Below are 26796 nucleotides of genomic sequence, written 5' to 3' on the forward strand. Positions count from 1 at the left end.
ATTTACTCAGTCCCTTCTCACGCCAATCCGGTTAAATCCGGATTAACATGCCAAAAAACTACCTTTAATTGAAACTACAGTATCTACTACCGCGTCAAGTGTGCAGTGAAGAACCCGTCACCCAAGTCGCTGACGGGCCACGACTGTTCAAACGCGCAGCGCCACGTGGTGTGACGTGCGGTGAAGTCCTGCACTTGTCGGGTATTTTCGGCGCTCAGGACAGCGCAAGTGGCATAGGCCAGCAACCCACCCGCCGAGGTCAGCGCTGCAGCACGGTCCAGAACGTCTGCCTGAATGCCAGTCAGGGTATCGAGGCGATCCTGCGTCAGAGCCCATTTCGCGGCGGGCGAGCGCCGCCAGGCACCGCTACCCGAACAAGGCGCATCGACCAGAACTAGGTCGAACGGACCCGCATGCGCCACCGCGTCGGGATCAAGCACCTCGACAATGACCCCCGCCCGAGCCGCACGGTCCGGCAGATCGCGCATCCGGCGCGGGTCGATATCGCTGGCACAGACCTGCACCCCCCGCGTCGCGGCCAGGGCGAGGGATTTGCCGCCCCCACCTGCACAATAATCCAGAACCCGCATCCCTGGCTGCAGCGGCAGCGCCGCGATCACCGCCTGGCTTGAGGCATCCTGCAGCTCGACCAGACCGTCGCGAAAAGCGGTACTCGCAGTGATCTTTCGCTCTCCTTCAAGAACACGTATCGCTGTACTTACAGAGGGATGCAAGTCACACTTGATGTTATCATCCGCCAATGCCCGGACCGCGGCCTCGCGCGTTTTCCGGGCCAGATTGGCCCGCAGCCAGACCGGCGCGCGACGCTGCAGCGCGGCGGCGCTCGCCACGGCTTCATCGCCCAGACTGGCGCTGAATTCGGGCCAGAGCCAGTCCGGCATGTCATATCTTTCCGCATCGCTCGCAAGATCACGCCCGCCGCCTTGTTCCGCGTCACTCAGCGGTGCGGGGCAATGGCGCGCACCGGTAAAGACCGCCGAAGGGTCGCCGCCGGACTGGCGCAGCGCGCCCAACATCAACCCGCGCCCGGTTGCCGCCCCGCCAATAGCGGCAAAGGAGCGTTTCCGGCGCAGCGCCTCGAACACGTGATCGCGCACCGCTGCACGGTCACCCGAACCTGCAAACCGGCTGCGCCGCGCCCAGCCGGTCAGCGCCTGTTCAACCGGTTTGCCTGCCGAGATCTCGTCCAGCAACTCGATCGCCGCCTGCATGCGGGCGGCGGGGATCATGAGAGCATACCGCGCATAGTCGGGTCACATGATCCGGTAATTCGGGCTCTCGCGGGTGATCTGAACGTCATGCACATGGCTTTCCTTCAACCCCGCCCCGGTGATTTTCACGAAACGGCAATTGCGGCGCATCTCGTCCACCGTGGCGCAGCCGGTATACCCCATGGCCGCGCGCAGCCCGCCTACCAGCTGGTGAATGACGGCACCGGCAGAGCCTTTATATGGCACCTGCCCCTCGATCCCTTCGGGCACCAGCTTGTCGCTGGCGGCGTCCTTCTGGAAATATCGATCCGCCGAGCCACGCGCCATCGCGCCCAGCGACCCCATGCCACGATAACTTTTGAAGCTACGGCCTTGATACAGAATGACTTCTCCGGGGCTTTCATCGGTGCCCGCGATCATCGAACCGACCATGGCACATGAGGCACCAGCAGCGATCGCCTTGGCGAAATCGCCCGAGAACTTGATGCCGCCATCAGCGATCACAGGGGTGTCGCCCGCCGCCGATGTGCAATCCATGATCGCGGTCAATTGCGGCACGCCGACACCGGCCACCATCCGCGTGGTGCAGATCGAGCCCGGCCCGATCCCCACCTTGACCGCATCCGCGCCTGCGTCGATCAGGGCACGAGTGGCCTCCGCCGTCGCCACGTTGCCTGCGATGATCTGCACGTCGTTGGACAGACGTTTGGCGCGTTTCACCGCCTCGATAACGCCTTCTGAATGACCGTGCGCGGTGTCGATCACCACGATATCGACCCCGGCGTCGATCAACATCTCGGTGCGACCAAAGCCGCTTTCGCCCACCGACGAGGCCGCAGCCACACGCAAACGGCCCAGTTGATCCTTGCAGGCGGTCGGGTTCAGCACCGCCTGTTCGGTGTCTTTAAGCGTCAGCAGACCGGTCAGCTTGCCGCCGCCATCAACCACCAGCAGCTTTTCGATCCGGCGCGCCCTCATCAGCGATTTGGCCTCTTCCAGCTCGGCCGGTTCCTGCAGCATCGCCAGATTGTCCGAGGTCATCATGACGCTGACAGGCGTGCTGTCCTCGCTGGCAAAGCGCATGTCCCGGTTGGTCACGATGCCAACCACGCGGCCAGCCTCGTCCACCACCGGGAAACCGGTGACGCGATAGCGTTCCTGCAGCGCCTTGGCATCGGCCAGCGTCTGATTGGCGGTCAGGGTGATCGGGTTGTAGACAATGCCGGATTCAAAGCGCTTGACCCGGCGCACCTGGCGGGACTGCTCTTCGAGGTCGAGGTTCTTGTGGATCACGCCAATGCCACCCGCCTGCGCCATGGCGATAGCCATGCGCGCCTCGGTCACTGTGTCCATCGCCGAGGACAGCAGCGGGATGTTCATGGAAATGCGGTTGGTCACCCGCGTCGTCGTATCCGCCGTTGAAGGCAGCACCGACGAGGCCGCAGGTTCCAGAAGTACATCGTCAAAGGTAAGCGCCTCACGAATCTGCATCGTCAATCCCCGTGCAATATCCCGTTTGGCGGTCACCCTATGACATGGATCGAAACCGGGGGAAACCCCTGTTGAATCAGGTGCTGTCAGGCGGGTTGGCGCGGTCATGTTGCCGAAAACGACGCCGCAGCGACGCAACCTGCCGCTCACAGGTCTTTCCCTTTGCCACAGAACCCATATGGTGCTGCGCAAATAGTCGATATTCAAGGCAGATCGCAGATGAGCACCGACCCCCTCGTTGTCTTCACCCCGTCCGGCAAACGTGGCAATTTCCCGGTCGGAACGCCGATTCTGACGGCCGCGCGGCAGCTAGGCGTCGACCTCGATTCGGTCTGCGGCGGGCGCGGCATCTGCGCGAAATGCCAGATCACGCCCTCTTACGGCGAGTTTCCCAAACATGGCGTCACCGTCAGCGACGGCGCGCTCAGCGATTGGAACAAGGTTGAACAGCGCTACAAGGACAAACGCGGGCTGACCGAGGGGCGGCGTCTGGGCTGTCAGGCCACCGTTCAGGGCGATGTGGTGATTGACGTGCCGCCCGAAAGTCAGGTGCACCGGCAGGTGGTGCGCAAAGCCGCTACTGCGCGTGACATCACCATGGACCCGGCCACGCATCTTTACTTTGTCGAGGTGCAGGAACCCGACATGCACGAGCCCACCGGCGATCTGGAACGGCTGGAACGCGCCCTGCGCGAGCAATGGGGCATTGACCACATCACCGCCGACCTCACGATCCTGTCTCGCCTACAGCCGGTGCTGCGCAAGGGCAAATGGCAGGTCACCGTGGCGCTGCACAAATCCCACAAGGACAGCGCCCATAAGGTGCTGGAGATCTGGCCCGGCCTGACGGAGGACCGTATCTATGGCCTCGCCATCGACCTCGGCTCCACCACCATCGCCGCACATCTGTGTGATCTGCGCAATGGCGAGGTCAAGGCGTCGTCCGGCGTGATGAACCCGCAGATCCGCTTTGGTGAGGATCTGATGAGCCGGGTCTCCTACGCGATGATGAACCCCGGCGGTGACAAGGAAATGACCAACGCGGTGCGCATGGCGATCAACGGGCTGACCGAGGCCATTGCCACCGAAGCCGGTATCCGCCCGTTCCAGATCCTGGAAACCGTGTTTGTCTGCAACCCGGTCATGCATCACCTGCTGCTGGGTATCGACCCGGTCGAGCTGGGACAGGCCCCGTTCGCGCTGACCACATCCGAGTCGCTGGAACTGAACGCCCGCGATCTGGACCTTACGGTCATGAACGAAAACGCGCAGGTCTATATCCTGCCCTGTATCGCCGGTCATGTCGGCGCCGATTGCGCTGCTGTTGCCTTGAGCGAAGAGCCCGGCAAATCCGAAGACCTGGTGCTGGTGGTTGATGTGGGTACCAATGCCGAGATTCTGCTGGGCAACACCTCGCGCGTGCTGGCCTGTTCCTCGCCCACCGGCCCCGCTTTCGAGGGCGCGCAGATCAGCTCTGGCCAACGCGCGGCGCCCGGTGCGATCGAGCGGATCGAGATCAACCCCGAAACCAAAGAGCCGCGCTTTCAGGTGATTGGCTCTGACCTGTGGTCGGACGAGGACGGGTTCAGCGCCGCCATCGCCACCACCGGCATCACCGGCATCTGCGGCTCGGGCATTATCGAGGCAGTGGCCGAAATGCGCATGGCCGGGCTGCTGGATGAAAGCGGGCTGATCGGCTCGGCCGAGCAGACCGGGACCGCGCGCAACATCCCCGAAGGGCGCACCCATTCCTACCTGATCCACGATGCCAGCGCTGAGGGCGGCCCCCGCATCACCGTCACCCAAGGCGACATCCGCGCCATCCAGCTTGCCAAATCCGCGCTTTATGCCGGGGCTCGCCTGCTGATGGACGAGATGGGCGTCGACCGGGTCGACCGGGTCGTGCTGGCGGGTGCCTTTGGCGCGCATATCTCGACCAAACACGCGATGGTTCTGGGCATGATCCCGGACGCGCCGCTTGACAAGGTTTCCAGCGCAGGCAACGCGGCAGGCACCGGTGCGCGCATCGCGCTCTGCAACATCGCCGCGCGCAGTGAGATCGAACAGGTCGTGCACCAGATCACCAAGGTTGAAACCGCGATCGAACCAAGATTTCAGGAGCATTTCGTCGCCGCCAGCGCGATCCCGCACAAGACTGATCCGTTCCCCGATCTGGCCAGCATCGTCACCCTGCCCACGGTCTCGTTCAATACCGGTGGTGACAGTGACCGGCCCGGCCGCAAACGCAGACGTCGGGCCTGACACCTCATGGATATGCCGAACGCCGATCAGCTTGAGTATTGGAGCACCTCTCCCAGCGGGGTCAAATGGCTGACCTATGAGGATCACCTTGACGCGGCGATGGCCACGGCCCTCGATCTGGTCCTCGACCGCGCCGCGCTGCAGCCCGGCGAACGGGTTCTGGACATAGGCTGCGGCACCGGCGCAAGCCTGCTGGCCGCCGCCGGTAAGGTTGGTCCGGCGGGCGCGGTGCTGGGCCTCGACATCTCGACGCCGTTTCTGGACCGGGCCCAGTCGCGTGCGGATCATGCCGGGATGCGCAACATCGCTGTCCGGCAGGCCGATGCCCAGGTCGCCCTTTTCGACGGTCCGCCTTGGGATGTTCTGATTTCACGCTTCGGAGTGATGTTCTTTACCGATCCGCAGGCCGCCTTTGCCAATCTCGCCCTCGCCCTGCGCCCCGGCGGCCGCATGTGTTTCGCGGCCTGGGGCGGGGTCTCGGACAACCCGTGGTTTCGATTGCCGTTCGAGGCCGCCACGCGCCGGCTCGGCACGGCTCCGGCCTCCGACCCTGATGCGCCGGGCCCGATGGGGTTTCAGAACGCAGGCCGCGTCACGGCCCTGATGCAGGCGGCGGGCCTGGATGCGGTGACCTGCGACGCGGTCGATCTTTTGATGACGCCGCTGGGCACGGCTGAAGAGGTCGCCGATCTCTGCCTTCGGGTTGGCCCGGCCTCGCGCGTGATGACGCATTTCGAGGGAACGCAAGCCGATGCGCAAGCGATCCGCGAGGACCTGATCGCCCGTCTGCAGCCGTTTGCCACCCCGGCGGGGCTGCGGATACCGGCGCGGATCAACCTGTTCGAGGCCCGCGTTTGATCCCGGCTTGGGGGCGGAATTTGCAGCAGCAATCCGCTTGACGCCATGGCGGTGACTGGCTATCCCAAGGCTTCGGCGCGGGTATGGTGAAAAGGTATCACGGCAGCTTCCCAAGCTTTAGTTACGGGTTCGATTCCCGTTACCCGCTCCAGAAATCTTCCGATAGCCTCCCTGACCGCAATCGTTGCCATCCGCGCGATACATCCCTAACGTTTCAACCATAGGTATGACGGACCGGGTGCGATGAAGAAACTCTGGGTTTTGGCTTTTTCGGTTCTGGCGGCGTGTCAGGTCGCAACTGGCGCGCAGTATTCCGGTAGCTCGGGCGCAGGGGTTGCCGCGACGGCCCGCACAGGTGCCGTCTTTTCCACACCCTACGGAACCCGCGTCTATCAGGTCGACCCCAATATCTTCGAGGTTGTGCCCTATGCTTTGGCCCAAACTGACGAATACTGGTGCGGTGCCGCAAAATATGCGCGCCGCAGGCTAGGCGCCGGTTGGCAGGATCAGATCTACATGGCCAGCCAAAGGGTGCGCAGCGCCGCTGCCGGAGGTCGCACTGCGGTGCAGTTCACGCTGAACCCCGAGGCGGTCGGCATCACGCCTGTGGATCTGGAAATTCGCATCGGACAGACGGTCGGCGATCACATGTCGGTCAATCTTGCCGACACCAAATGCCAACCCTACCCGCCCATTTTCTTCTGACACGCAAACTGTGACTGTCTGACGGTGTCGCAACGCTCGGTCAGGAAACTGGCCCTTAGCCGCGAATTGCTGCTGGACCTTCCCGAAAAGCGACGCTAATTCATCTCGGGTGGCCCAAGTGGCGGAATGGTAGACGCAGGGGATTCAAAATCCCCCGCCTTCACGGGCGTGAGAGTTCGAGTCTCTCCTTGGGCACCAAATTTTCAAATAGCTACCATTGGCACTCTCGAGAAGTGGCACACTCGAGGAGAATCGCATTACCTGATGCCATCTGAGATGAAACAGTTAACCGCATCGACGTCGCCGTTGTGCCATGCACCTGACAGGTCCAGCATCGCCTTTCGCGTTGCCATCTTTGATGTCATGCAGAAGCAGCCAGCGCAATTTGCGGGCAACGCGCATCAACAGGGCCAGGCGGCGGGTCCGTCGGAAAAAGCCTCGTGCCGCAACACGCTGCCCGGCGCGATACCATATTTCTTCGCCAGCCCGCCATTGATCTCCAGCACCGAGAACACCCCGGTGCCGCCATCGATCGCGGTCAGATCGCCGGGAATCGCCTGATGATGCACATGGGTCACGGTTCCGGTGGCATCGACAAAGATCATATCGAGCGGAATCAGCGTGTTCTTCATCCAGAACGACGCCCTCTGCGGGTACTCATAGACGAACAGCATGCCCGCGCGAGGCGGCAGGCTTTCCCGAAACATCAGCCCGCGGGACCGCTCCTGCGGCGTATCGGCAAGCTCGACCTGAAAGCGCAGTTCGGAGCCTGAACCACGCAGCTGCACCACATCATCGCGGCAGCCCTCTGCCAGTGCCGGGGCACCCGAGGTCATCATGATTGAACAAAGCAGCGCCTTGAGCGACGTCACTGGCCGCCCTTGGTGGCAATAGCGGTTTCCCAGGCCAGAACCTCGGCGGCCATGCGGCCCCGTTTGCCGTCGATCACCCGCATGGCGATTGCCTCTCCTGGTTGCAGGTCGGCAAGACCGGATTGACGCAGCACTTCGATATGCAGGAATACATCCTCGCCCCGACCAAAGATATTGGCAAAGCCAAACCCCTTGCCCTTGTCGAACCATTTCACCCGCGCGGGTTCCATGGGCGTTTCCTGAATGAGGCTGGTATCCAGATCCTCGAAATCCGACAGGACCAGGGTTTCGTCCCGTTCGGGCGGGGCGATGGACAGCACTTCGACCGCTTGAACGCCACGGTCGGTGCGATGGGTCATGATCTCGATCGCCGCGCCATCAGCAACAGAACTCTGCCCGAAATTCCGCAACACATTCACGTGCAGCAGGATATCGGGCCCACCCGTATCAGAGACGACGAAGCCATATCCCTTGGCCGGGTCGAACCATTTCACCCGTCCACATATGTGGGACATACCGCCAAGATCTTCGGCCACAGAGCGTTCCATCGTTAAGAGAGCGTTAACGTTCGTTTTAAGATTTGCAGGATTCTACCCCCCACATTCAAGTTAAAAAAGAAATGAGCGTACATATTTATACAATTCCCGTCATATTCGTGTCATGGATTGAGCCGATCAATCCGCCAAGGCCGGTCCCCGCCGTCGCGCCGCCAGACAAACCGGTCATGCAGGCGAAAGGCACCATCGGCCCAGAATTCTATCTCGCTGGGGACAATCCTGTAGCCGCCCCAGAACGGTGGCCGCGGTGGGTTCGGACCAAGCCTTGCGGTCACTTTCGCCACCTCAGCCATCAGCGCCGCGCGGCTGTCCAACGGCTGCGATTGTCGCGACGCCCAGGCCCCCAGCCGGCTCTTGAGCGACCGCGACGCATAATACTCATCCGCCAGCGGGCCATCCTCGCGGCTGACCGTGCCACGCACCCGGATCTGCCGCCGCAGCGATTTCCAGTGTAGCACAAAGGCGGCCTTGCCTGCACCGTCAAGTTCACCCGCCTTGGCGCTTTCGTAATTGGTGTAGAACACAAAGGCCGCGGGCTCGATCTCTTTCAGCAGGACCATGCGCACATTGGGCAGGCCGTGGGAATCAACCGTAGCGAGCGCAATGGCATTGGCGTCATTGGGTTCGGATGTTTCTGCTTCGGCCAGCCATTGGCGCGCAATTGCAAACGGATCTTCACCCGCAAAAATGCCACCCCGCTCACTCATTGTCTTCTCCGATACGATCCCCGTTTTGAACCCTAAGCGCAGATGCACGACTGAGCAAGCGCGCGTCGCACTTGATGCCCAATGACCAATGGCCTAAACCACAAGGTCATAACGACAGGCGGAGAACCGAACATGTCAAATCAGTTGATGGCCGGCAAACGCGGCCTCATCATGGGGCTGGCGAATGACAAATCCATCGCATGGGGCATCGCGCGCGCGCTGTCCGAGGCAGGGGCAGAGCTTGCATTTTCCTATCAGGGCGAAGCGCTGAAGAAACGTGTGGACCCGCTGGCAGCGCAATTGGGCAGCGATATCGTGCTGCCCTGCGATGTGGGCGACGAAAGCTCGATCGACACGCTTTTCGAGGCGCTTCAGCAGCGCTGGGGCAAGCTGGACTTTGTCGTGCACGCCATTGGTTTTTCGGATAAAAACGAGCTGCGCGGCCGTTACGTCGATACCAGCCGGGCGAATTTCAAGCTGACCATGGCTATCTCGGTCTATTCTTTCACCGCCGTCATGCAACGGGCCGAAAAGCTGATGAGTGATGGCGGCAGCGCCGTCACGCTGACCTATTACGGGGCTGAACAGGTGATGCCGCATTACAACGTGATGGGCGTGGCCAAGGCCGCGCTTGAAGCGTCGGTGAAGTATCTGGCCGAGGATCTGGGCAAGGACAATATCCGCGTCAACGCGATCTCGGCGGGCCCGATCAAGACGCTGGCGGCCAGCGGTATCGGCGATTTCCGCTACATCATGAAGTGGAACGAACACAATTCACCCCTACGCCGCAATGTCAGCATCGACGATGTCGGCAATTCCGCGCTCTATCTGCTCAGCGATCTGAGTTCGGGCGTGACCGGCGAGAACCTGCATGTGGATTCGGGCTATCACGTGGTCGGCATGAAGGCGGTCGACGCGCCGGACATCGAAAAGAGCTGACCCGGAATGGGCTGGGAACATCTGGCAGCTTTCAACCTGGCGCTGCTTGCGGCGATCCTCAGCCCCGGACCTGCGATGCTCTATTTCGTGCGCCAGACCCTCAGCCAGGGTCGGCGCACGGGCGTTTACTCGGTTCTGGGCCTGGGCCTCATGGCGTCCTGCTGGACCGTCACGGCGCTGCTTGGTCTGGATGCCGTGTTCCGGCTGTTCCCCTGGGCTTATCTGTTGTTCAAAACTGCGGGTGCGCTTTATCTGGTCCATCTCGCCTGGAAGACATGGCGCAGCGCCCGCGCTCCGCTGAGCGATGCGCCGATTGCGCCCGGACGTGCCTTTGCAGGTGGAATTCTGGTCAACCTGGCCAATCCCAAATCCGCGCTGTTTGCCGCCGCCCTGCTGGTGGTGATCTTTCCGCAAGGTTTGAGCCTGATCGACAAAGCCGTGATTGTTGGCAATCAGCTGCTGGTCGAATGGCTGGTCGGCACCATACTGGTGCTGTTGCTCTCGACAGAACGGGCCAGACAGGGCTATTTGCGGGCCAAACCACTGCTGGACCGGATTGCGGCGGGCGTCATGGGCTGTCTCGGCCTGCGCCTGCTGCTCAGCCGTTAACGTAAGGAAGACACTATGACCGACCGCCTGCCCCACGAAAAAGGCTTTCACATCAGTTGGGACCAGATTCACCGCGATGCGCGGGCGCTGGCCTGGCGGCTGGACGGGCAAGGCCCTGACGATGGCGGCTGGCGCGCCGTGGTGGCGATCACCCGTGGCGGCATGGCCCCCGCGATGATCGTCAGCCGCGAGTTGGACATCCGCACCGTCGACACGATCAGCGTACGCTCCTATCACCATCAGGATCAGGGCGAAGCCGAGGTGCTGAAATCCCCCGATGCCGAGTTGATGGGCGATGGCGAGGGCATCCTGATCGTCGATGATCTGGTCGATAGCGGCAAAACGCTGGAACTGGTGCGCAAGCTGTATCCCAAGGCGCATTTCGCCACCGTTTACGCCAAACCCCAGGGCCGCCCGACTGTGGACACGTTCATCACAGAGGTCAGCCAGGACACCTGGATCTTTTTCCCCTGGGATATGGCGCTGCAATATGTCGAGCCCTATCGCGGCACCGATTGACCGACCCGATGGCTCCGACCCGCACAGCCACCACTTTTGCCCCCCCGGTCATGGAGGCGCGACGCTGGCTGGAGGGCGTGGAGTTCCCGCCCGAGCGCCCGCTGATCAATGTCAGCCAAGCCGCGCCGGTTGATCCGCCGCCCGAGGCACTGCGCAAGGCGATGGCGGAGTTTGCAGTCGAGCGGGATGAGGCACATCTGTATGGCCCGGTGCTGGGCAATCCGGCGTTGCGGGCTGAACTGGCGCGTGAAATCTCGGAACACTATGACGGGCAGGTCAGCGCCGATCAGGTGGCGATCACATCGGGCTGCAATCAGGCCTTTGCCGCCGCCATCGCCGCGATCACTGGAGAAAAAGATGAGGTAATCCTGCCAACACCATGGTATTTCAACCACAAAATGTGGTTGGACATGTCTGGCGTTACGGCGGTGCCGCTCCCAACCGGCGACGATCTGCTGCCCGATCCCGAGGCCGCCCGCGCCCTGATCACCGAGCGGACCCGCGCCATCGCGCTGGTCACGCCCAACAATCCCGGCGGTGTGGAATATCCTGCCGAACTGGTCCGCGCCTTCTACGATCTGGCCGCCGAGAATGGCCTGCGCCTGCTGATCGACGAGACCTACCGCGATTTCGACAGCCGCGATGGCGCGCCGCACGAGGTGATGCGCCTGCCCGACTGGGACCGGACACTCGTCCATCTTTACTCCTTCTCGAAATCTTATCGACTGACCGGCCACCGGGTTGGTGCGCTGGCATCTAGCCCGGCGCTTTTGGCTGAAATCGAGAAGTTTCTGGACACGGTCGCTATATGCCCCGGCCAGATCGGACAGTTTGCGGCGCTTTGGGGGATGCGGAACCTGCGGCAATGGCTGGCTGGTGAGCGGGACGAAATCCTGGACCGCCGCGCTGCGATCACCGAAAACATGCCCCGCCTTGAGGCGCATGGCTGGCGGCTGCTGGGCCTTGGTGCCTATTTCGCCTATCTTGAGCACCCGTTCGACATCGCCTCAGACGTGCTCGCACCGCGTCTGGTGGGTGAGGCGGGCGTCCTGCTGCTGCCCGGCACCATGTTCATGCCCGAGGGTGATGCAGCAGGCCGCAAGCAGGTCCGCATCGCATTTGCCAATCTCGACCGCGACGGCATCACGAAACTCTTCGACCGGCTGGCGAATCTGGCCATCTGAACTTGCCCCCCGCCAGCGCCCGTCGTAGACAGTGCGGCAAGTCAAAATCCCGGCTCATGCCGGAGGTGAGGGAGCGCCATGGCCGCAGCCGCCAAGAAGATGTCGAAAACGTTTGTCTGGATCCTGATGGGTCTGTTGATGGTCGGTCTTGCCGGGTTCGGTGCAGTCGACATGATGGGCACCGCCCGGACCGTTGCCACGGTGGGCGACGAGAGTGTCAGCATCGACGACTATTACCGGGAATTACAACGCGAAATCAACGCCTTGCAGCAACAGACCGGGCAAAGCCTGACGATGGCGCAGGCGCGCGAGCTGGGGCTGGATCAGCTGGCCCTGTCGCGGCTGGTCGCGCTGGCCGCGCTGGATCATGAGGTTGCGCAGATGGGCGTCTCGATCGGGGATGAGAACCTGCAGCAGGAGATCATGGAGATCCCCGCCTTTCAGGGCGTGAATGGCGGCTTTGACCGCGACGCCTACAGCTTTGCCGTCGAACGCGCGGGGCTGAGCGAATCCGAGTTCGAGGACAATCTGCGCAAGGAATCGGCGCGCACGCTGGTGCAGGGCGCGCTGGTCTCGGGCGTGACCATGCCCGAGACCTTCGCCAAGACCATGGCCGATTTTGTGGGCGCGCGCCGCAGCTTTACCGTTGCAACCCTTGGCACCGACGCGCTGGAGGCTGAGATTGCCCCCCCGACCGAGGCACAGATATCGGAATATTACGGCGCCAATATCGAAGAATTCACCCTGCCCCAAACCAAGCGCCTGACCTATGCGCTGCTTTCGCCCGAAGCCATGCTGGATCAGGTCGAGGTCGAAGAGGTCTCGATCCGCCGTCTCTATGAGGCACGCGAGGCCGAGTTCAACCAGCCCGAGCGCCGACTGGTCGAGCGTCTGGTATATTCGGACGACGAAGAGGCAAAGTCAGCGCTGGCACAGATCGAGGTGGGCGGCGCGACATTCGAGCAACTGGTCGAGGATCGCGGCCTAAACCTGGCCGATATCGACCTTGGTGATCTGTCAGCCACAGAACTGGGCGATGCCGCCGATGGCATCTTTGCCGCCGAGATTGGCGCGGTTGTCGGCCCCCTGCCCTCGGATCTGGGACCGGCGCTCTACCGTATCAACGGAACGCTCGAAGCGCGGAATACCCCCTTCGAAGAGGTCAAGAGCGAGCTGCGCGACGAGTTGGCGTCTGCCAAGGCCCGGCGCCTGCTTGATGCCGAGGCCGAAGACCTCAACGACCTTCTGGCCGGGGGCGCCACGCTGGAAGATTTGGGCGGCGAAGCCGGAATGGAGGTCGGTCAGATCGACTGGACCCAGGAAAGCTCGGACGGTGTGGCCGCCTATGACGGCTTCCGCGCCGCCGCTTATGAGGTGAAAGAGGGCGACTTCCCCGAGGTCGACTTCCTCGAAGACGGCTCGCTTTTTGCGCTGCGACTTGACGAGGTGCTGGAGCCGCGTCCCGAACCGCTGGAACAGGCGCGCGCGCGCGTGATCGCCGCGTGGCAGCAGGCCGAAACCGAGGCCGCGCTTGCCGAAATGGCCCAAGGGACTGCCGACCAGCTTGAAGGGACCGGCGATTTCAACGCCACCGGCCTGCCCGTCCGCGTCGAAAACGGCCTGACCCGCACCGCCTTTCTGGACGGCACACCGGCTGATTTCATGTCTCAGGTCTTCGAGATGGCGCCGGACGAGCTGCGCGTGATCCCGGGGCCTGCTCAGGCGCTGATCGTCCGTCTGGACGAGGTGCTGCCACCCGAAGAGACAGATGAGCTGGCCCAGATGCGCGAGGCGCTGAGCGCCCAGATGAACCAGGTGCTGGCCCAGGCCATTTTTGACGCCTATGTGCGCGACGCCCAGACCCGCAGCCGCCCGACGGTGGACCAGCAGGCGCTGACGGCGGTGCATTCGAGCTTCTAGGGCAACACAGATGGCCGTCATCCCCGAATATGATGCCTTCGCCCGCGCCTACGAGGCGGGCGAAAACCAGGTGGTCTATGCACGGCTCGCCGCCGATCTGGACACGCCTGTCTCGCTGATGCTGAAACTGACCGGGGCGCAGAAAGACGCCTTCATGCTGGAATCGGTGACCGGCGGCGAGGTGCGCGGGCGCTATTCGATCATCGGCATGAAACCGGACCTGATCTGGCGCTGCCATGGCGAGATCTCGGCACTCAACCGCTCGGCCCGGTTCGACCCTGATGCTTTCGTGGCGCAGGACGGCAATCCGATGGACACGCTGCGCGACCTGCTGGCCGAAAGCCGGATTGATTTGCCCGACGACATGCCGCAGGCAGCCGCCGGGCTTTTCGGCTATCTGGGCTATGACATGATCCGGCTGGTCGAACATCTGCCCGATGTGAACCCCGACCCGCTGGGCCTGCCTGATGCGGTGATGATGCGCCCCTCGGTCGTCGCCGTACTGGATGGCGTCAAGGGCGAGGTCACCGTGGTCTCTCCGGCCTGGGTCAGTGACGGCCAATCGGCGCGTGCGGCTTATGCGCAAGCGGCGGAACGGGTGATGGATGCGGTCCGCGATCTGGAACGCGCCATGCCCACTGAGAGCCGCGATCTGGGACAGGCGCATGAGGTCGCGCCGCCGGTCTCGAATTTTACCAAGCAGGGCTATCTGGACGCGGTTGAGAAGGCCAAGGAATATATCCGCGCGGGCGACATCTTTCAGGTGGTCCCGGCGCAGCGCTGGACACAGGAGTTTCCGCAGCCGCCCTTCGCGCTTTATCGCTCACTGCGGCGCACCAACCCCTCGCCTTTCATGTTCTATTTCAACTTCGGCGGGTTTCAGGTGGTGGGCGCAAGCCCCGAGATCCTGGTGCGGGTCTTTGGCGATGAGGTCACCATCCGCCCCATCGCAGGCACACGGCCCCGTGGTGCCACCCCGGAAGAGGATCGCGCGCATGAGGTTGATCTGCTGGCGGATCAGAAAGAACTGGCCGAACATCTGATGCTGCTTGATCTGGGCCGCAACGATTGCGGTCGCGTGGCCAAGATCGGCACCGTGCGCCCGACCGAGCAGTTCATCATCGAACGCTACAGCCATGTGATGCATATCGTGTCGAACGTGGTCGGTGAGCTGGACGAGAGCAAGGACGCGCTGGATGCGTTTTTTGCCGGGATGCCTGCGGGCACCGTCTCGGGCGCGCCAAAGGTGCGCGCGATGGAGATCATCGACGAGTTGGAACCCGAGAAACGCGGCATCTATGGCGGCGGTGTCGGCTATTTCTCATCCGGTGGCGACATGGATATCTGCATCGCCCTGCGCACCGCCATCGTGAAGGATCGCAAGCTCTATATTCAGGCCGGTGGCGGCGTGGTCTATGACAGCGATCCCGAGGCCGAATTCATGGAAACGGTGCACAAATCCAACGCGATCCGCCGTGCCGCCGAAGACGCCGCGCGCTTTACCGGCGGCGGGAACAGCTAGGTTTGCAGGCGGGATTGACCGCCTGCACCCGGATCACTCGGCCCCCTGTGTGAGAACAGCCGAGACCGGGGCCAGCGCGACCCGGCTGGCGCGATCCTGCAAGCCCCAGAGCAACAACGCCGACACGGTGTCGGGGCGCACCCGGCCCAGCATCACGACGGCGCCTTCCTGCCCGGCGCGGAACGCCGCCTGATCCAGGAACCGCCGCATCACCGTTGGCGTCTGGCCGGCCCCGTCGAAGTCACGGAATACCACAGCCGAGGGCACGCCATCGCGCGCCGCAAGCTTGTGAACCGTGTTCAGCCCCTTTCCTTGCGTGATCAGGCCCCGGCCGGTGCCAGCCGCAATCGCTGTCACCTGATCCGACAGCGGACGGTTGCCCTGAATGCCGGTACGCGTGCCTTCAAGAAGCGCGACGGTTTCGGGTACGGCTTTCATCCAGACCGACAGCGACACTTCGGCATCCTGCGCAGTGGCGGCCATCGGCATGTCGGTCAGCATCACCACCTCGAACCCGGCGGCGCGATGGCGGGCCATCTTTTCGGCGGCATCCGGTTTGGTCGGATCGACCGCAAAGGTCAGCGGATAGGGAAATTCGCGCAGCGCCTCGACGCCCAGAGCGGCTTCGTCATCGATCAGCACGATCGACAAGAGCGGCTTTTCCTCGGGGTTTTCAAACACCGTCGCATAGGCCGAGATCGGAGGCTCTCCGCCCGTTTCCGCCAGATCCGGCGCGGCTTCTGTCTTGTGGCGGTCGGTCAGCGGCACGACTGGTGTGCCGATTCGCGTGGTCGAAGGCGTACCGGTGCCCTGACGGACCGGAGGCAGGGCTGCGACCCGGGGCGATTCGGTTTCGCTATCGGCCTCCACGGGGGGCTCTGGTGCGTCGGGCACGGCCGTCGGATCGCCGGGCGCGGTCGGGGTCTGTTCCACGTCCGGGACCTGCGGTGTGACAAGCGCGGGTGGCGGGGCCTCTGCCAAGACCGAAGCGTCGCCATTGCGGGTCACCGTGGGCAGTTCGGCGGGTGGCGGCGCAGGCGGTTGTGGCGCCTCGGTGGAGACGCTGGGCGTTTCGTCCTGCTCCGGCGCGGCGGGCGCTTCAAGCGCCGCGGACTGTGTCACAGGCTTTTCGGCCTCGACTTCCAGCGTGGGTGCTTCGCCCGCTTCGGGGCCCGTCAGGCCTGCGGTTGTTTCAGCAATATCGGGCTTGCTTCCCGGTTGCGTGTCCGCCCCGGTGGTGGCCGCGATGGTCTCGCTTTCGCTTGCAGGACCGTCGGGCGCGCGCGGCGCAAGATCGACCAGATCGGCGTCCGGTCCGGGCTGGGCCAGTTCGGCCTCTGCCGTCTCTGGTTGCGTGGGTGCCACAGCGGGCGCATCGCTCGCAACCTCGGGTTGGGGCGAGAGCGGCATCACCAGCGATACCCCCACGCCCACACACAGCACAACCGCCGCACCGGCCAGCAGTCCTCCGAAAAATCCGCCCATATCCTTGTCGCCTCTTTCGTGCTCTTCTTATGCCACTGCCCGGCTTGCGCTCTTGACGCTGCGCGGCAAGCCTGAACAAGTATGGCAACACTATAATGCGGTGGGGCCTCTCCTCACCAGCCCCTAAAACAACGAGCCGACATGCTGCTGCTGATCGATAACTACGATTCCTTCACCTACAACCTGGTTCACTACCTGGGCGAGCTTGGGGCCGAGATGGTCGTGCGCCGCAACGACGCGCTGGACGTGCAAGAGGCGATGGGGATGAAACCCGACGGCATCCTGCTCAGCCCCGGCCCTTGCGACCCGGATCAGGCGGGAATTTGCCTGGCCCTGACCGAGGCCGCCGCCGAGACCAGGACGCCGCTGATGGGTGTCTGCCTGGGCCATCAGACCATCGGTCAGGCTTTTGGTGGCAAGGTCGTGCGCTGCCATGAGATCGTGCATGGCAAGATGGGCATGATGCAGCACAGCGGCAAAGGCGTCTTTGCCGGACTGCCCTCGCCGTTCGAGGCCACGCGCTATCATTCACTGATTGTCGAGCGTGACAGCCTGCCGGATTGTCTTGAGATCACCGCCGAGCTTGAGGATGGCACCATCATGGGTCTCCAGCACCGCGAATTGCCGATGCACGGCGTGCAGTTTCATCCCGAATCCATCGCCTCCGAACACGGCCACGCGCTGCTGCGCAACTTTCTGGCCGTGATGAAGGTTCCGGCATGAGTGACGCACTGAAGCCGCTGATCGACGCGGCCGCCAATGGCCCCCTGACCCGCGCTCAGGCCGAACAGGCCTTTCACGTGCTCTTTGACGGCGAAGCGACGCCCAGCCAGATCGGCGGCTTGCTGATGGCGCTGCGCACGCGGGGCGAAACGGTAGACGAATATGCCGCCGCTGCCGCCGTGATGCGCGCGAAATGCCATGCGGTGTCCGCGCCCGAAGGTGCGATGGACATCGTCGGCACCGGCGGCGATGGCAAGGGCACGCTGAACATCTCGACCGCGACCGCCTTTGTGGTGGCGGGTGCCGATGTGGTGGTTGCCAAACATGGCAACCGCAATCTCAGCTCGAAATCCGGTGCGGCGGATGCGCTGGGGCAGATGGGCATCAACGTGATGATCGGCGCGGATGTGGCTGAAAAGGCGCTGAAAGAGGCCGGTATCTGCTTCATGATGGCGCCGATGCATCACCCGGCAATTGCCCATGTGATGCCGTCGCGGCAGGAGTTGGGCACCCGCACCATCTTCAACATTCTCGGACCGCTCACCAACCCGGCGGGGGTGAAACGGCAATTGACCGGCGCGTTTTCCCGCGACCTGATCCGGCCCATGGCTGAAACGCTGGGCCAGCTCGGGTCTGACCGCGCCTGGCTGGTTCATGGCTCGGACGGCACTGATGAACTGACCATCACTGGCATCAGCTGGCTCGCGGCGCTTGAAGATGGCGTTGTGAAAGAGCTTGAGCTGCATCCCGAAGATGCGGGCCTGCCCGTGCATCCGTTCGAGGCCATCATCGGCGGCACGCCGGAAGAGAATGCACGCGCTTTCCACGCGCTGCTCGATGGCGCGCCCTCGGCCTATCGCGATGCGGTGCTGCTGAACGCCTCTGCCGCGCTCGTGATTGCCGAAAAAGCGGCCGATCTGCGCGAAGGTGTTGAAATCGCGACGGAAAGCATCGATAGCGGTATGGCGCGCAGCAAAATCTCGGCCTTGGCCAAAATCACACAGGACGCCCCATGACGGAAACCATTCTGGACAAGATCAAGGCCTATAAGCTGGAAGAGGTTGCGGCGGACAAGGAAGAGACACCGCTTGAGCGGATGGAAGTGCTGGCCCGCGAGGCGCCCGCCGTGCGCCCTTTTCTGGACTCGTTGCATGAGGCCAAGCGCAGCGGCTACGGGCTGATCGCCGAGATCAAGAAAGCCAGCCCGTCCAAGGGCCTGATCCGCGCCGATTTCGACCCTGCCGCGCTGGCAGCCGCCTATGCGGCGGGGGGGGCGGCCTGCCTGTCGGTGCTGACCGACACGCCCAGCTTTCAGGGCGCGAAAGACTACCTCAAACAGGCCCGCGCCGCCTGCGGTCTGCCAGTGCTGCGCAAGGATTTCATGTATGACCCCTATCAGGTTATCGAGGCCCGCGCGCTGGGAGCCGATTGCATCCTGATCATCATGGCCTCGGTCGAGGATGATCAGGCCGCCGAGTTGGAACAGACCGCGCATGAGTGGGACATGAATGTGCTGATCGAGGTGCATGACGAAGTTGAGCTGGAACGCGCCGCCAAGCTGACCAGCCCGCTGATCGGCATCAACAATCGCAACCTGCACACGTTCGAGACGTCGCTGGATACCACGCGGAAACTGTCCAAACTGGTGCCCTCGGACCGCACCATCGTCTGCGAAAGCGGGCTGCACGCGCCCGAGGAACTGGCCGATATCGCCCGCTATGGCGCGCGCTGCTTCCTGATTGGCGAAAGCCTGATGCGGCAGCAGGACGTGGAAAAGGCCACCCATGATTTGCTGGCCAATCCGCTGGTGCCCGGAGCCATGTGATGGCACTGACCCATTTCGACAGCAAGGGCGATGCCCATATGGTCGATGTCTCGGACAAGGAGATCACCGACCGGATCGCCGTGGCTGTAGGTCACGTGAGCATGCAGCGCGAAACCTTTGAAATCATTTTAGAAGGTCGCGCAAAAAAAGGCGATGTACTGGGTGTGGCGCGGCTGGCGGGCATCATGGGGGCCAAGAAGACTCCTGACCTGATCCCGCTCTGCCATCCGCTGCCGGTGACCAAGGTCGCGGTCGAGCTGACGCTGGACCCGGACCTGCCGGGCGTTCAGGTCGAGGCCACCGTGCGCACCACCGGTCAGACCGGTGTCGAGATGGAGGCGCTGACTGCCGTTTCCACCGCTGCGCTGACGGTCTATGACATGGCCAAGGCCGTGGATAAGGCGATGCAGATCGGCGGTATTCGCGTGGTGTTGAAAGATGGCGGGAAATCAGGCCGCTACGAGGCGCAATGATCTCTGTCGACGAAGCCCGCGCGCATCTGTTTGACCTGGTGTCGCCGCAGGATGTCGAGACCGTCGCGCTGGCGCAGGCCGCAGGCCGGATGCTGGCCCGCGACGCGGTGGCCATGCGTGACCAGCCGCCCTTTGCCGCCTCATCCATGGATGGCTATGCGGTCAAATCAGCAGAGGTCGAGCAGCACGCTATCTTCAAGATCATCGGCGAAGCCGCTGCAGGGAATGGATTTTCCGGCACCGTGAAGCCCGGTCAGGCAGTGCGCATCTTCACCGGCGCCCCGATGCCAGATGGCGCGGACTTCGTGGTCATTCAGGAAGATACCGACCGGCGCGACGATCTGCTCACCATCACCGAGGCACCGGGCGCCAAATCCAATGTCCGCCCCGCAGGCGTGGATTTCGGCATCGGCGACCGCCTGACCGCCCCGCGCCGCCTGTCGCCATCCGATGTCGCCTTGCTGGCCGCGATGAACATCCCGGATGTACCGGTCAGCCGCCAACCGGTCGTTGCCCTGATCTCCAACGGGGACGAGTTGGTCATGCCCGGAGACACCCCCGGACCCGACCAGATCATCGCCTCCAACACGTTCGGCCTGAAGGCACTGTTCGAGGATGTCGGCGCGCAGGTTCGCATGCTGCCGATCGCGCGCGATACCACAAGCTCCCTCACCACCGCGCTGGAGCTGGCCTCGGGCACAGACCTGATCATCACCATCGGCGGCGCTTCGGTCGGAGATCACGATCTGGTCGAAGAGGTCACCGGCGCGCTGGGTATGGAACGGGCTTTCTACAAGGTGCGCATGCGCCCGGGCAAACCGCTCATGGCCGGACGGCTGGGCAAGGCTGCGATGATCGGGCTGCCCGGCAATCCGGTCTCGGCCATGGTTTGTGGGCACATCTTTGTCGTCCCCCTGTTGCGCCACATGCTGGGCCTAGCCAACCCGCTGCCCGAGATCTGCACCGCACCACTGACCGCACCGCTGCCTGAAAACGGGCCGCGTGCGCATTACATGCGGGCGACCCGCACCGGCGACGGAATTGCGGCGGCTGGCAACCAGGACAGCTCTCTGTTGCGCGTTCTGGCAAGCTCGAACGCCTTGATCGTGCGCCCGCCCGGGGACCCGGCCCGTGATACCGGCGACACGGTCGATTACATCCCGCTTTGAAGTCAATGCCAAGCGCATTGACACAAAACAGGAACATGCGTAGAACAAACGTAAACGCATGGAGCAGAGGTGTGCGCAATGCTGACCAAGAAGCAGTTGGATTTGCTGGAATTTATTCATAAACGTCTACAGGTCGACGGGGTGCCGCCCAGTTTCGATGAAATGAAGGTGGCGCTGGACCTGCGATCGAAGTCCGGAATTCACCGCCTGATCACCGCATTGGAAGAGCGTGGGTTTATCCGCAGGCTCGCCCATCGCGCCCGCGCCATTGAGATCGTGAAGCTGCCCGAAAGCCTTGGTGGCGAATCCACCGTCGGCTTCCAGCCCCGCATCATCGAAGGCGACCGGCCCGACGCGCCGCGTCCGGCCAATACTGAACCGGTGGCCGTTCATGCGATGGAACTGCCCGTCATGGGCCGCATCGCCGCCGGTGTCCCGATCGAGGCGATCAGCCATGTGTCCAGCCATGTCTCGGTGCCCGGCGCGATGGTGTCCGGCACCAGCGAACATTATGCGCTGGAGGTCAAAGGCGATTCGATGATCGAGGCGGGGATCAACGATGGCGATATCGTGGTGATCCGCGAAAGTGCCGCCGCTGACAATGGCGACATCGTCGTGGCGCTGGTCGAGGATCAGGAAGCGACGCTGAAACGTTTCTTCCGGCGTGGCAACGCCATCGCGCTCGAGGCTGCAAACCCGGCCTATGAAACCCGCGTTTTCCCGGAAGAGAAAGTGCGCGTTCAGGGCCGTCTGGTCGGATTGATCCGCACCTACTGATCCCTGCGCCTTTTGTCTTTGGCGCGCGGCCCGTGCCAAAGACGTCGCTGGCCCTGTTTGCTGGCGGCAATCTTGCCTGTCTCGCTGATCGACAGGCTGCCGGTCTGGCGCAGCAGGGCCGGATCGACAACCCGGCAGCCTCCGGGCAGATCCAGCGGCACGGCAGTCACGATGATCTGATCGGCAGCGCATCCGGTCACGGTTCTGGCGGCGCGTTTTCCGGCGACATGCACGATCTGCCAGGACTCCAGCCGCATCTTCGGCACCTGCCCCTCACCTGCAGTCCAGCGCGTTGCCGCTGTTGCCTGATCCTTGCCATCGCCATCGTTTTCCAACCAGACCTTGGCCACGAACCCGCTGCCCTTGGCCCGGCTGAGCGCCCTGCCCGTGTCGGTCATCACGCCCACCAGCTTGCCGCTATCGGCGATCAGCACCTGCGGACGTTCCGCCCCTGCCCAGATCCCGAAGGCGCAAAACACCGGCAGCACGCCGACCCATCGCAAACGGCCTTGCCACAGGATCACAAAAAGCGCGCCCAACGTCAGCAACGGCAGAACCAGCGGGCCGGGACTGACCACAAATCCGCGCGCGCCTTCCAGCCCGGCCACGTAATGCGCCACGCCCAATATCCATGTCAGGCCCAGTCCCATCAGTTTCAACCCGATCCACCCCAACCCGAAGGGGGACAAGCACAGCGCCAGAACCGCTGCGGGGATCACCAACAAACCCATAAGCGGCACCGAGAGCAGGTTCGCGGGCAGGCCATAATGCGCGATGGCGTTGAAATGCGCCGCCGCCACCGGCGCGGTGGCGAACCCGGCAACCGCCGATGAGATGACGACCCCGGCCGTGGGTTTCAGCCACTTGGGCAGCACCGAGACCTCCCACCCCCGGATCGCGCCAAAGACCGCCACCAGCGTGGTGGTTGCCGCAAATGACATCTGGAAGCCCGGACTGAGCAGCGACTCGGGGCGCAGCGCGAGAACGATCAACGCGGCCATGGCCACCGCGCGCAAAGAAATCGCACGTCGATCCACCAGCACCGCACACAGCATGACCGAAACCATGATGAAAGCGCGCTCGGTCGCCACATTGCCGCCCGAGAGCGCCAGATAGGCCGCCGCTGCCAGCAATGCACCAATTGCGGCCAGCTTCTTGACCAGCCAACGCAGCGCCAGAGGCGGGATCAGGCAGAGCGCAAACCGCAAGCCCGCAAAGACAAAGCCGGTCAGCAGGCCCATATGCAGCCCCGATATCGCCAGCAGATGCGCCAGGTTGCTGGCGCGCAACGCGTCGAGCGTGGCCAGGCTCACGCCGCTGCGGTCGCCGGTGGTCACCGCAGCCGCAAACCCGCCCACATCACCGGGCAACACCTGTCTGATATGGGTCGACACCGCCATGCGCAGGGCGAAAATCCGCATTCCCGGATGATCCAGATCAGGCGGTGCCACGGTCAGAACCGGAACGCGCGTATAGCCCACCGCGCCGATACTCTTGAACCAGGCGTGGCGGCGGAAATCGAAACCTCCGGGCTCGACCGGACCCTGCGGAGGTGACAGATGCCCGGTGGTCATGATCTGCTGCCCCGGCACTGGCAGTTCGCTCGCATCGCCATGCAGCGACATGCGGACGCGGCGCGGTGTCTCGTCCGGCGCGACGCGCAACAGGCGCACCCGGTCCAGCGTGACCCGCGGCGCGTCCGAGGCTGACCGATCCAGCCCGACGACACGCCCCTCGACCGGGCCGTAATAGTGCCAGTCCAGCACCGGGCCAGCGACTTGATGCGCCCGGTAGCCCGACAGAAGGAACCCGATGGCCGCCAGGGCCAGCGCCGCGCCAAGCGGCGTCCATGCACCCGGATGGCGCAGCGCCACCCAGGTCCCGGACAGCGCTGCCAGAACCACGGCGACGTAAAACGCCATCGACGGCTCCTGCGGCAGCAGAAAATAGGCACCGATCCCCAGCGCCATGCAGACCGGCGCCCAGGGAAACAGGTACCCGCGCTGCCGCAGCAGCGCCGCCTCGATCCGCGCCAGAACGCGCATGCTTGCTCCTGTCCGTCCGGCTCGTTATTCAGACGGCAACGCTATCTCCCCCATGGTTACCAAAAGGTAAAAGGCATCAATGTCTGATCAGGTTGTCACCCGTTTCGCCCCGTCTCCGACCGGGTTCCTGCATATCGGCGGCGCGCGCACGGCGCTGTTCAACTGGCTCTATGCCCGGGGCCGGGGCGGCAAGTTCCTGCTGCGGATCGAGGATACTGACCGCGAGCGCTCCACTCCCGAGGCGACGGCGGCGATACTGCAGGGCATGGCGTGGCTTGGCCTGGATCACGACGGCGAGGTGATCAGCCAGTTCGAGGGGGCCGACCGCCATGCTGAAGTGGCTCTGCAACTGTTGGCAGACGGCAAGGCCTATAAATGTTTCGCGACCCAGGACGAAATTGCCGCCTTCCGCGAGCAGGCGCGGGCCGAGGGCGCTTCCACTCTCTTCCGCAGCCCGTGGCGTGATGCCGATGCCACGACCCACCCGGACGCGCCTTACGTGATCCGCATCAAGGCCCCGCAAGAGGGCGCGACGGTGATCCGCGATCAGGTGCAGGGAGACGTGACCATCCGCAACGAGCAGTTGGACGATATGGTTCTGCTGCGCTCGGACGGCACGCCGGTCTATATGCTTGCCGTGGTGGTGGACGATCACGATATGGGCGTGACCCATGTGATCCGGGGCGATGATCACCTCAACAACGCCGCCCGCCAGATGATGATCTATGAGGCGATGGGCTGGGACGTACCGGTCTGGGCGCATATTCCGCTGATCCATGGACCGGACGGCAAGAAGCTGTCCAAACGTCACGGCGCGCTGGGGGCGCAGGAATATCAGGCGATGGGCTATCCCGCCGCCGGAATGCGCAACTATCTGGCGCGCCTGGGCTGGAGCCATGGCGATGATGAATTCTTCACCGACGCACAGGCGCGCGACTGGTTCGACCTGGACGGAATCGGCAAAAGCCCGGCCCGGTTCGACCTGAAGAAGCTGGAAAACCTCTGTGGTCAGCATATCGCCATTGCCGATGATGCTGCGTTGCGGCAGGAAGCCGAGGCCTACCTGGCTGCGGCAGAACAGCCCGCCTTGACGCAGGCACAATCAACCAATCTTGAACGCGCCATGTTCTGCCTCAAGGATCGGGCGCGCACCTTCCCGGAACTCATTGAAAAGGCAGAGTTTGCCCTGACCTCGCGCCCGATCGAACCGGATCAGAAGGCGGCCAAGGCGCTAAATTCTGTATCCGACGGTATACTGAAGGATTTGACGCCGCATCTGCAAAATGCTAGCTGGTCGCGAGAGAGCTTGGAGGAATCCCTGTCCGCCTTCTGCGAGGCGCGCGAATTGAAATTCGGCAAACTGGCCGGACCCCTTCGCGCCGCATTGGCGGGCCGGTCTGTAACACCTTCGGTGTTTGACATGATGGTCGTACTGGGACGCGAAGAGGTCCTTGCCCGACTGGCAGACGCGGCGGAACTGGCCCGGTCGTCCTGACACGGGCTGCGCCTCCCCGATAACCCGGCTTGCGCGGTCCCCGCGCGAGCGCCATCCGCACGGTTCTGATGCCTCCGTCTGGCACCATTGCCGTGTTTCAAAGAGGAAGGGACATAATGACTGAAAACAAGAAATCGGCCACGCTGAACGTACACGGCAAAACCTATGATCTGCCGATCTTCTCGCCAACTGCCGGCCCGGACGTGATCGACATTCGCAAGCTTTACAGCGATGCAGGTGTCTTCACCTACGACCCGGGCTTCACGTCGACCGCGAGTTGCGACAGCACGATCACCTATATCGATGGCGACAAGGGTGAATTGCTGCATCGCGGCTATCCGATCGATCAACTGGCCTCGCAGTCGCATTTCCTCGAAATGTGCTATCTGCTGCTCTACGGCGAATTGCCGAAAGCCGGCGATCTGGAAAACTTCGAGAGCACGATTACCCGTCACACCATGCTGCACGAGCAGATGCAGTATTTCTATCGCGGGTTCCGCCGGGATGCACATCCGATGGCGATCATGGTGGGTGTCGTTGGCGCGATGTCGGCCTTCTATCACGATTCGACCGATATTCATGATCCGCATCAACGCGAGGTCGCCTCGCACCGGCTGATCGCCAAGATGCCGACCATTGCCGCCTGGGCCTATAAATACCACATCGGCCAGCCGTTCATCTATCCGCGCAACGATCTGGACTATGCGTCGAACTTTCTGCGCATGTGCTTCGCCGTTCCGGCCGAGGAATATGAGGTCAATCCGATCCTCAGCCGCGCGATGGACCGGATTTTCATGCTGCAGGCCGATCACGAGCAGAACGCATCAACCTCGACCGTGCGTCTGGCCTCGTCGTCGGGGGCAAACCCGTTTGCCTGTATCGCTGCCGGTATCGCCTGTCTCTGGGGTCCGGCGCATGGTGGCGCCAACCAGGCATGTCTGGAAATGCTTGAGGAAATCGGGTCGGTGGACCGCATCCCGGAATTCATCGACCGCGCCAAGGACAAGGCGGACCCGTTCCGCCTGATGGGCTTTGGCCACCGGGTCTACAAGAATTTCGATCCGCGTGCGACGGTGATGAAGCAATCGGCGGACGAGGTTCTGGACCTCTTGGGGATCGAGAACAACCCCAAGCTTCAGGTCGCCAAGGCGCTGGAGAAACAGGCGTTGGAAGATCCCTATTTCGCCGAGAAGAAACTGTTCCCCAATGTGGATTTCTATTCGGGCATCGTGATGGAGGCGATGGGCTTCCCGACCTCGATGTTCACGCCTATCTTCGCACTCAGCCGCACCGTGGGCTGGATCAGCCAGTGGAAGGAAATGATCGCAGATCCACAGAACAAGATCGGCCGTCCGCGCCAGTTGTATCTGGGCGAAACCGCGCGCGATTACGTGGATATCGAAAAGCGTTGATCCCAGCGCTACGTT

The 26796-nt window shown here is 63.1% G+C and carries 24 protein-coding genes and 2 tRNA genes; 19 read left to right on the forward strand and 7 right to left on the reverse strand.

Annotated elements, in window-relative coordinates:
- Positions 1-86 precede the first annotated feature (86 nt).
- Positions 87-1250 (reverse strand): RsmB/NOP family class I SAM-dependent RNA methyltransferase, encoded by a 1164-nt coding sequence (locus tag M3P21_RS01370; RefSeq protein WP_249706186.1) that lies wholly within the window; start codon positions 1248-1250, stop codon positions 87-89.
- Between the two features lie 24 nt (positions 1251-1274).
- Positions 1275-2723, reverse strand: coding sequence for an IMP dehydrogenase (guaB, locus tag M3P21_RS01375; protein ID WP_249706187.1), 1449 nt, complete (start codon positions 2721-2723; stop codon positions 1275-1277).
- A gap of 219 nt (positions 2724-2942) precedes the next feature.
- Between guaB and M3P21_RS01380 the strand changes: the two genes are divergently transcribed.
- The 5 genes from M3P21_RS01380 (at position 2943) to M3P21_RS01400 (ending at position 6746) form a co-directional block, all read left to right on the forward strand.
- Entirely contained in the window at positions 2943-4985 is a 2043-nt protein-coding gene (locus tag M3P21_RS01380) for an ASKHA domain-containing protein (protein ID WP_249706188.1), read from the forward strand.
- Positions 4986-4991: 6 nt separating this feature from the next.
- Positions 4992-5843: a methyltransferase domain-containing protein gene (locus tag M3P21_RS01385; protein ID WP_249706189.1), complete on the forward strand. Its 852-nt coding sequence runs from the start codon at positions 4992-4994 to the stop codon at positions 5841-5843.
- A 77-nt stretch (positions 5844-5920) separates the two neighbouring features.
- A tRNA-Gly gene (locus M3P21_RS01390) sits at positions 5921-5994 on the forward strand.
- 92 nt (positions 5995-6086) lie between these two features.
- Positions 6087-6548 carry a hypothetical protein gene (locus M3P21_RS01395; RefSeq protein ID WP_249706191.1) on the forward strand — a complete coding sequence of 154 codons (462 nt, stop codon included), beginning with the start codon at positions 6087-6089 and terminating at the stop codon, positions 6546-6548.
- A gap of 112 nt (positions 6549-6660) precedes the next feature.
- Positions 6661-6746, forward strand: a tRNA-Leu gene (locus tag M3P21_RS01400).
- A gap of 203 nt (positions 6747-6949) precedes the next feature.
- On the opposite strand, the gene M3P21_RS01405 is transcribed toward M3P21_RS01400, so the two are convergent.
- From M3P21_RS01405 to pdxH, 3 genes are all read right to left on the reverse strand, one after another.
- Positions 6950-7387, reverse strand: coding sequence for a DUF192 domain-containing protein (locus M3P21_RS01405; RefSeq protein WP_249706338.1), 438 nt, complete (start codon positions 7385-7387; stop codon positions 6950-6952).
- A gap of 29 nt (positions 7388-7416) precedes the next feature.
- Positions 7417-7956, reverse strand: a complete 540-nt coding sequence (locus M3P21_RS01410; RefSeq protein WP_249706192.1) for a cold-shock protein — start codon at positions 7954-7956, stop codon at positions 7417-7419.
- Positions 7957-8078: 122 nt separating this feature from the next.
- The gene (gene pdxH, locus M3P21_RS01415) at positions 8079-8684 is read right to left on the reverse strand and encodes a pyridoxamine 5'-phosphate oxidase (RefSeq protein ID WP_249706194.1); all 606 of its coding nucleotides are present in this window, start codon (positions 8682-8684) and stop codon (positions 8079-8081) included.
- A gap of 132 nt (positions 8685-8816) precedes the next feature.
- Here pdxH and fabI point away from each other — a divergent pair, with 132 nt between their 5' ends.
- The 6 genes from fabI (at position 8817) to trpE (ending at position 15377) form a co-directional block, all read left to right on the forward strand.
- On the forward strand, positions 8817-9623 hold the full coding sequence (gene fabI / locus M3P21_RS01420; protein ID WP_249706196.1) for an enoyl-ACP reductase FabI: 807 nt from the start codon (positions 8817-8819) through the stop codon (positions 9621-9623).
- A 6-nt stretch (positions 9624-9629) separates the two neighbouring features.
- Positions 9630-10232 (forward strand): LysE family translocator, encoded by a 603-nt coding sequence (locus M3P21_RS01425; RefSeq protein ID WP_249706197.1) that lies wholly within the window; start codon positions 9630-9632, stop codon positions 10230-10232.
- Positions 10233-10247: 15 nt separating this feature from the next.
- Positions 10248-10751: a xanthine phosphoribosyltransferase gene (gpt, locus tag M3P21_RS01430; protein ID WP_249706199.1), complete on the forward strand. Its 504-nt coding sequence runs from the start codon at positions 10248-10250 to the stop codon at positions 10749-10751.
- Positions 10752-10759: 8 nt separating this feature from the next.
- Positions 10760-11935: an aminotransferase gene (locus tag M3P21_RS01435; RefSeq protein ID WP_249706201.1), complete on the forward strand. Its 1176-nt coding sequence runs from the start codon at positions 10760-10762 to the stop codon at positions 11933-11935.
- Between the two features lie 78 nt (positions 11936-12013).
- Positions 12014-13855: a peptidyl-prolyl cis-trans isomerase gene (locus M3P21_RS01440; protein ID WP_249706202.1), complete on the forward strand. Its 1842-nt coding sequence runs from the start codon at positions 12014-12016 to the stop codon at positions 13853-13855.
- A gap of 10 nt (positions 13856-13865) precedes the next feature.
- Complete coding sequence (gene trpE, locus M3P21_RS01445) at positions 13866-15377, forward strand: anthranilate synthase component I (RefSeq protein ID WP_249706204.1); 1512 nt, start codon at positions 13866-13868, stop codon at positions 15375-15377.
- 33 nt (positions 15378-15410) lie between these two features.
- Here trpE and M3P21_RS01450 read toward each other — a convergent pair whose 3' ends face one another.
- Positions 15411-16862, reverse strand: coding sequence for a divergent polysaccharide deacteylase family protein (locus M3P21_RS01450; protein ID WP_249706205.1), 1452 nt, complete (start codon positions 16860-16862; stop codon positions 15411-15413).
- 141 nt (positions 16863-17003) lie between these two features.
- Here M3P21_RS01450 and M3P21_RS01455 point away from each other — a divergent pair, with 141 nt between their 5' ends.
- The 6 genes from M3P21_RS01455 to lexA all read left to right on the forward strand — a co-directional run bounded on the left by M3P21_RS01455 (position 17004) and on the right by lexA (position 21829).
- Positions 17004-17585, forward strand: coding sequence for an anthranilate synthase component II (locus M3P21_RS01455; RefSeq protein WP_249706206.1), 582 nt, complete (start codon positions 17004-17006; stop codon positions 17583-17585).
- Positions 17582-18601, forward strand: coding sequence for an anthranilate phosphoribosyltransferase (gene trpD / locus M3P21_RS01460; RefSeq protein WP_249706207.1), 1020 nt, complete (start codon positions 17582-17584; stop codon positions 18599-18601). The genes M3P21_RS01455 and trpD overlap by 4 nt, the downstream gene beginning before the upstream one ends.
- Positions 18598-19410: an indole-3-glycerol phosphate synthase TrpC gene (gene trpC, locus M3P21_RS01465; RefSeq protein WP_249706208.1), complete on the forward strand. Its 813-nt coding sequence runs from the start codon at positions 18598-18600 to the stop codon at positions 19408-19410. Before trpD ends, trpC begins: the two co-directional genes overlap by 4 nt.
- Positions 19410-19883, forward strand: a complete 474-nt coding sequence (moaC, locus tag M3P21_RS01470) for a cyclic pyranopterin monophosphate synthase MoaC (protein WP_249706209.1) — start codon at positions 19410-19412, stop codon at positions 19881-19883. The genes trpC and moaC overlap by 1 nt, the downstream gene beginning before the upstream one ends.
- Entirely contained in the window at positions 19880-21052 is a 1173-nt protein-coding gene (locus M3P21_RS01475; RefSeq protein WP_249706210.1) for a molybdopterin molybdotransferase MoeA, read from the forward strand. The genes moaC and M3P21_RS01475 overlap by 4 nt, the downstream gene beginning before the upstream one ends.
- Before the next feature lie 78 nt (positions 21053-21130).
- Positions 21131-21829 carry a transcriptional repressor LexA gene (gene lexA / locus M3P21_RS01480; protein ID WP_249706211.1) on the forward strand — a complete coding sequence of 233 codons (699 nt, stop codon included), beginning with the start codon at positions 21131-21133 and terminating at the stop codon, positions 21827-21829.
- Here the strand turns inward: lexA and M3P21_RS01485 are convergent.
- Positions 21823-23874, reverse strand: coding sequence for a ComEC/Rec2 family competence protein (locus M3P21_RS01485; RefSeq protein ID WP_249706212.1), 2052 nt, complete (start codon positions 23872-23874; stop codon positions 21823-21825). The genes lexA and M3P21_RS01485 overlap by 7 nt on opposite strands.
- A gap of 79 nt (positions 23875-23953) precedes the next feature.
- On the opposite strand from M3P21_RS01485, the gene gltX reads away from it, so the two are divergent.
- Together gltX and gltA are read left to right on the forward strand one after the other, a co-directional pair.
- The gene (gene gltX, locus M3P21_RS01490) at positions 23954-25369 is read left to right on the forward strand and encodes a glutamate--tRNA ligase (protein ID WP_249706214.1); all 1416 of its coding nucleotides are present in this window, start codon (positions 23954-23956) and stop codon (positions 25367-25369) included.
- A gap of 116 nt (positions 25370-25485) precedes the next feature.
- On the forward strand, positions 25486-26781 hold the full coding sequence (gene gltA / locus M3P21_RS01495) for a citrate synthase (RefSeq protein ID WP_249706216.1): 1296 nt from the start codon (positions 25486-25488) through the stop codon (positions 26779-26781).
- Positions 26782-26796 lie beyond the last annotated feature (15 nt).

The organism is Ruegeria spongiae, assembly GCF_023502395.1.
Taxonomy (GTDB): domain Bacteria; phylum Pseudomonadota; class Alphaproteobacteria; order Rhodobacterales; family Rhodobacteraceae; genus Ruegeria_C; species Ruegeria_C spongiae.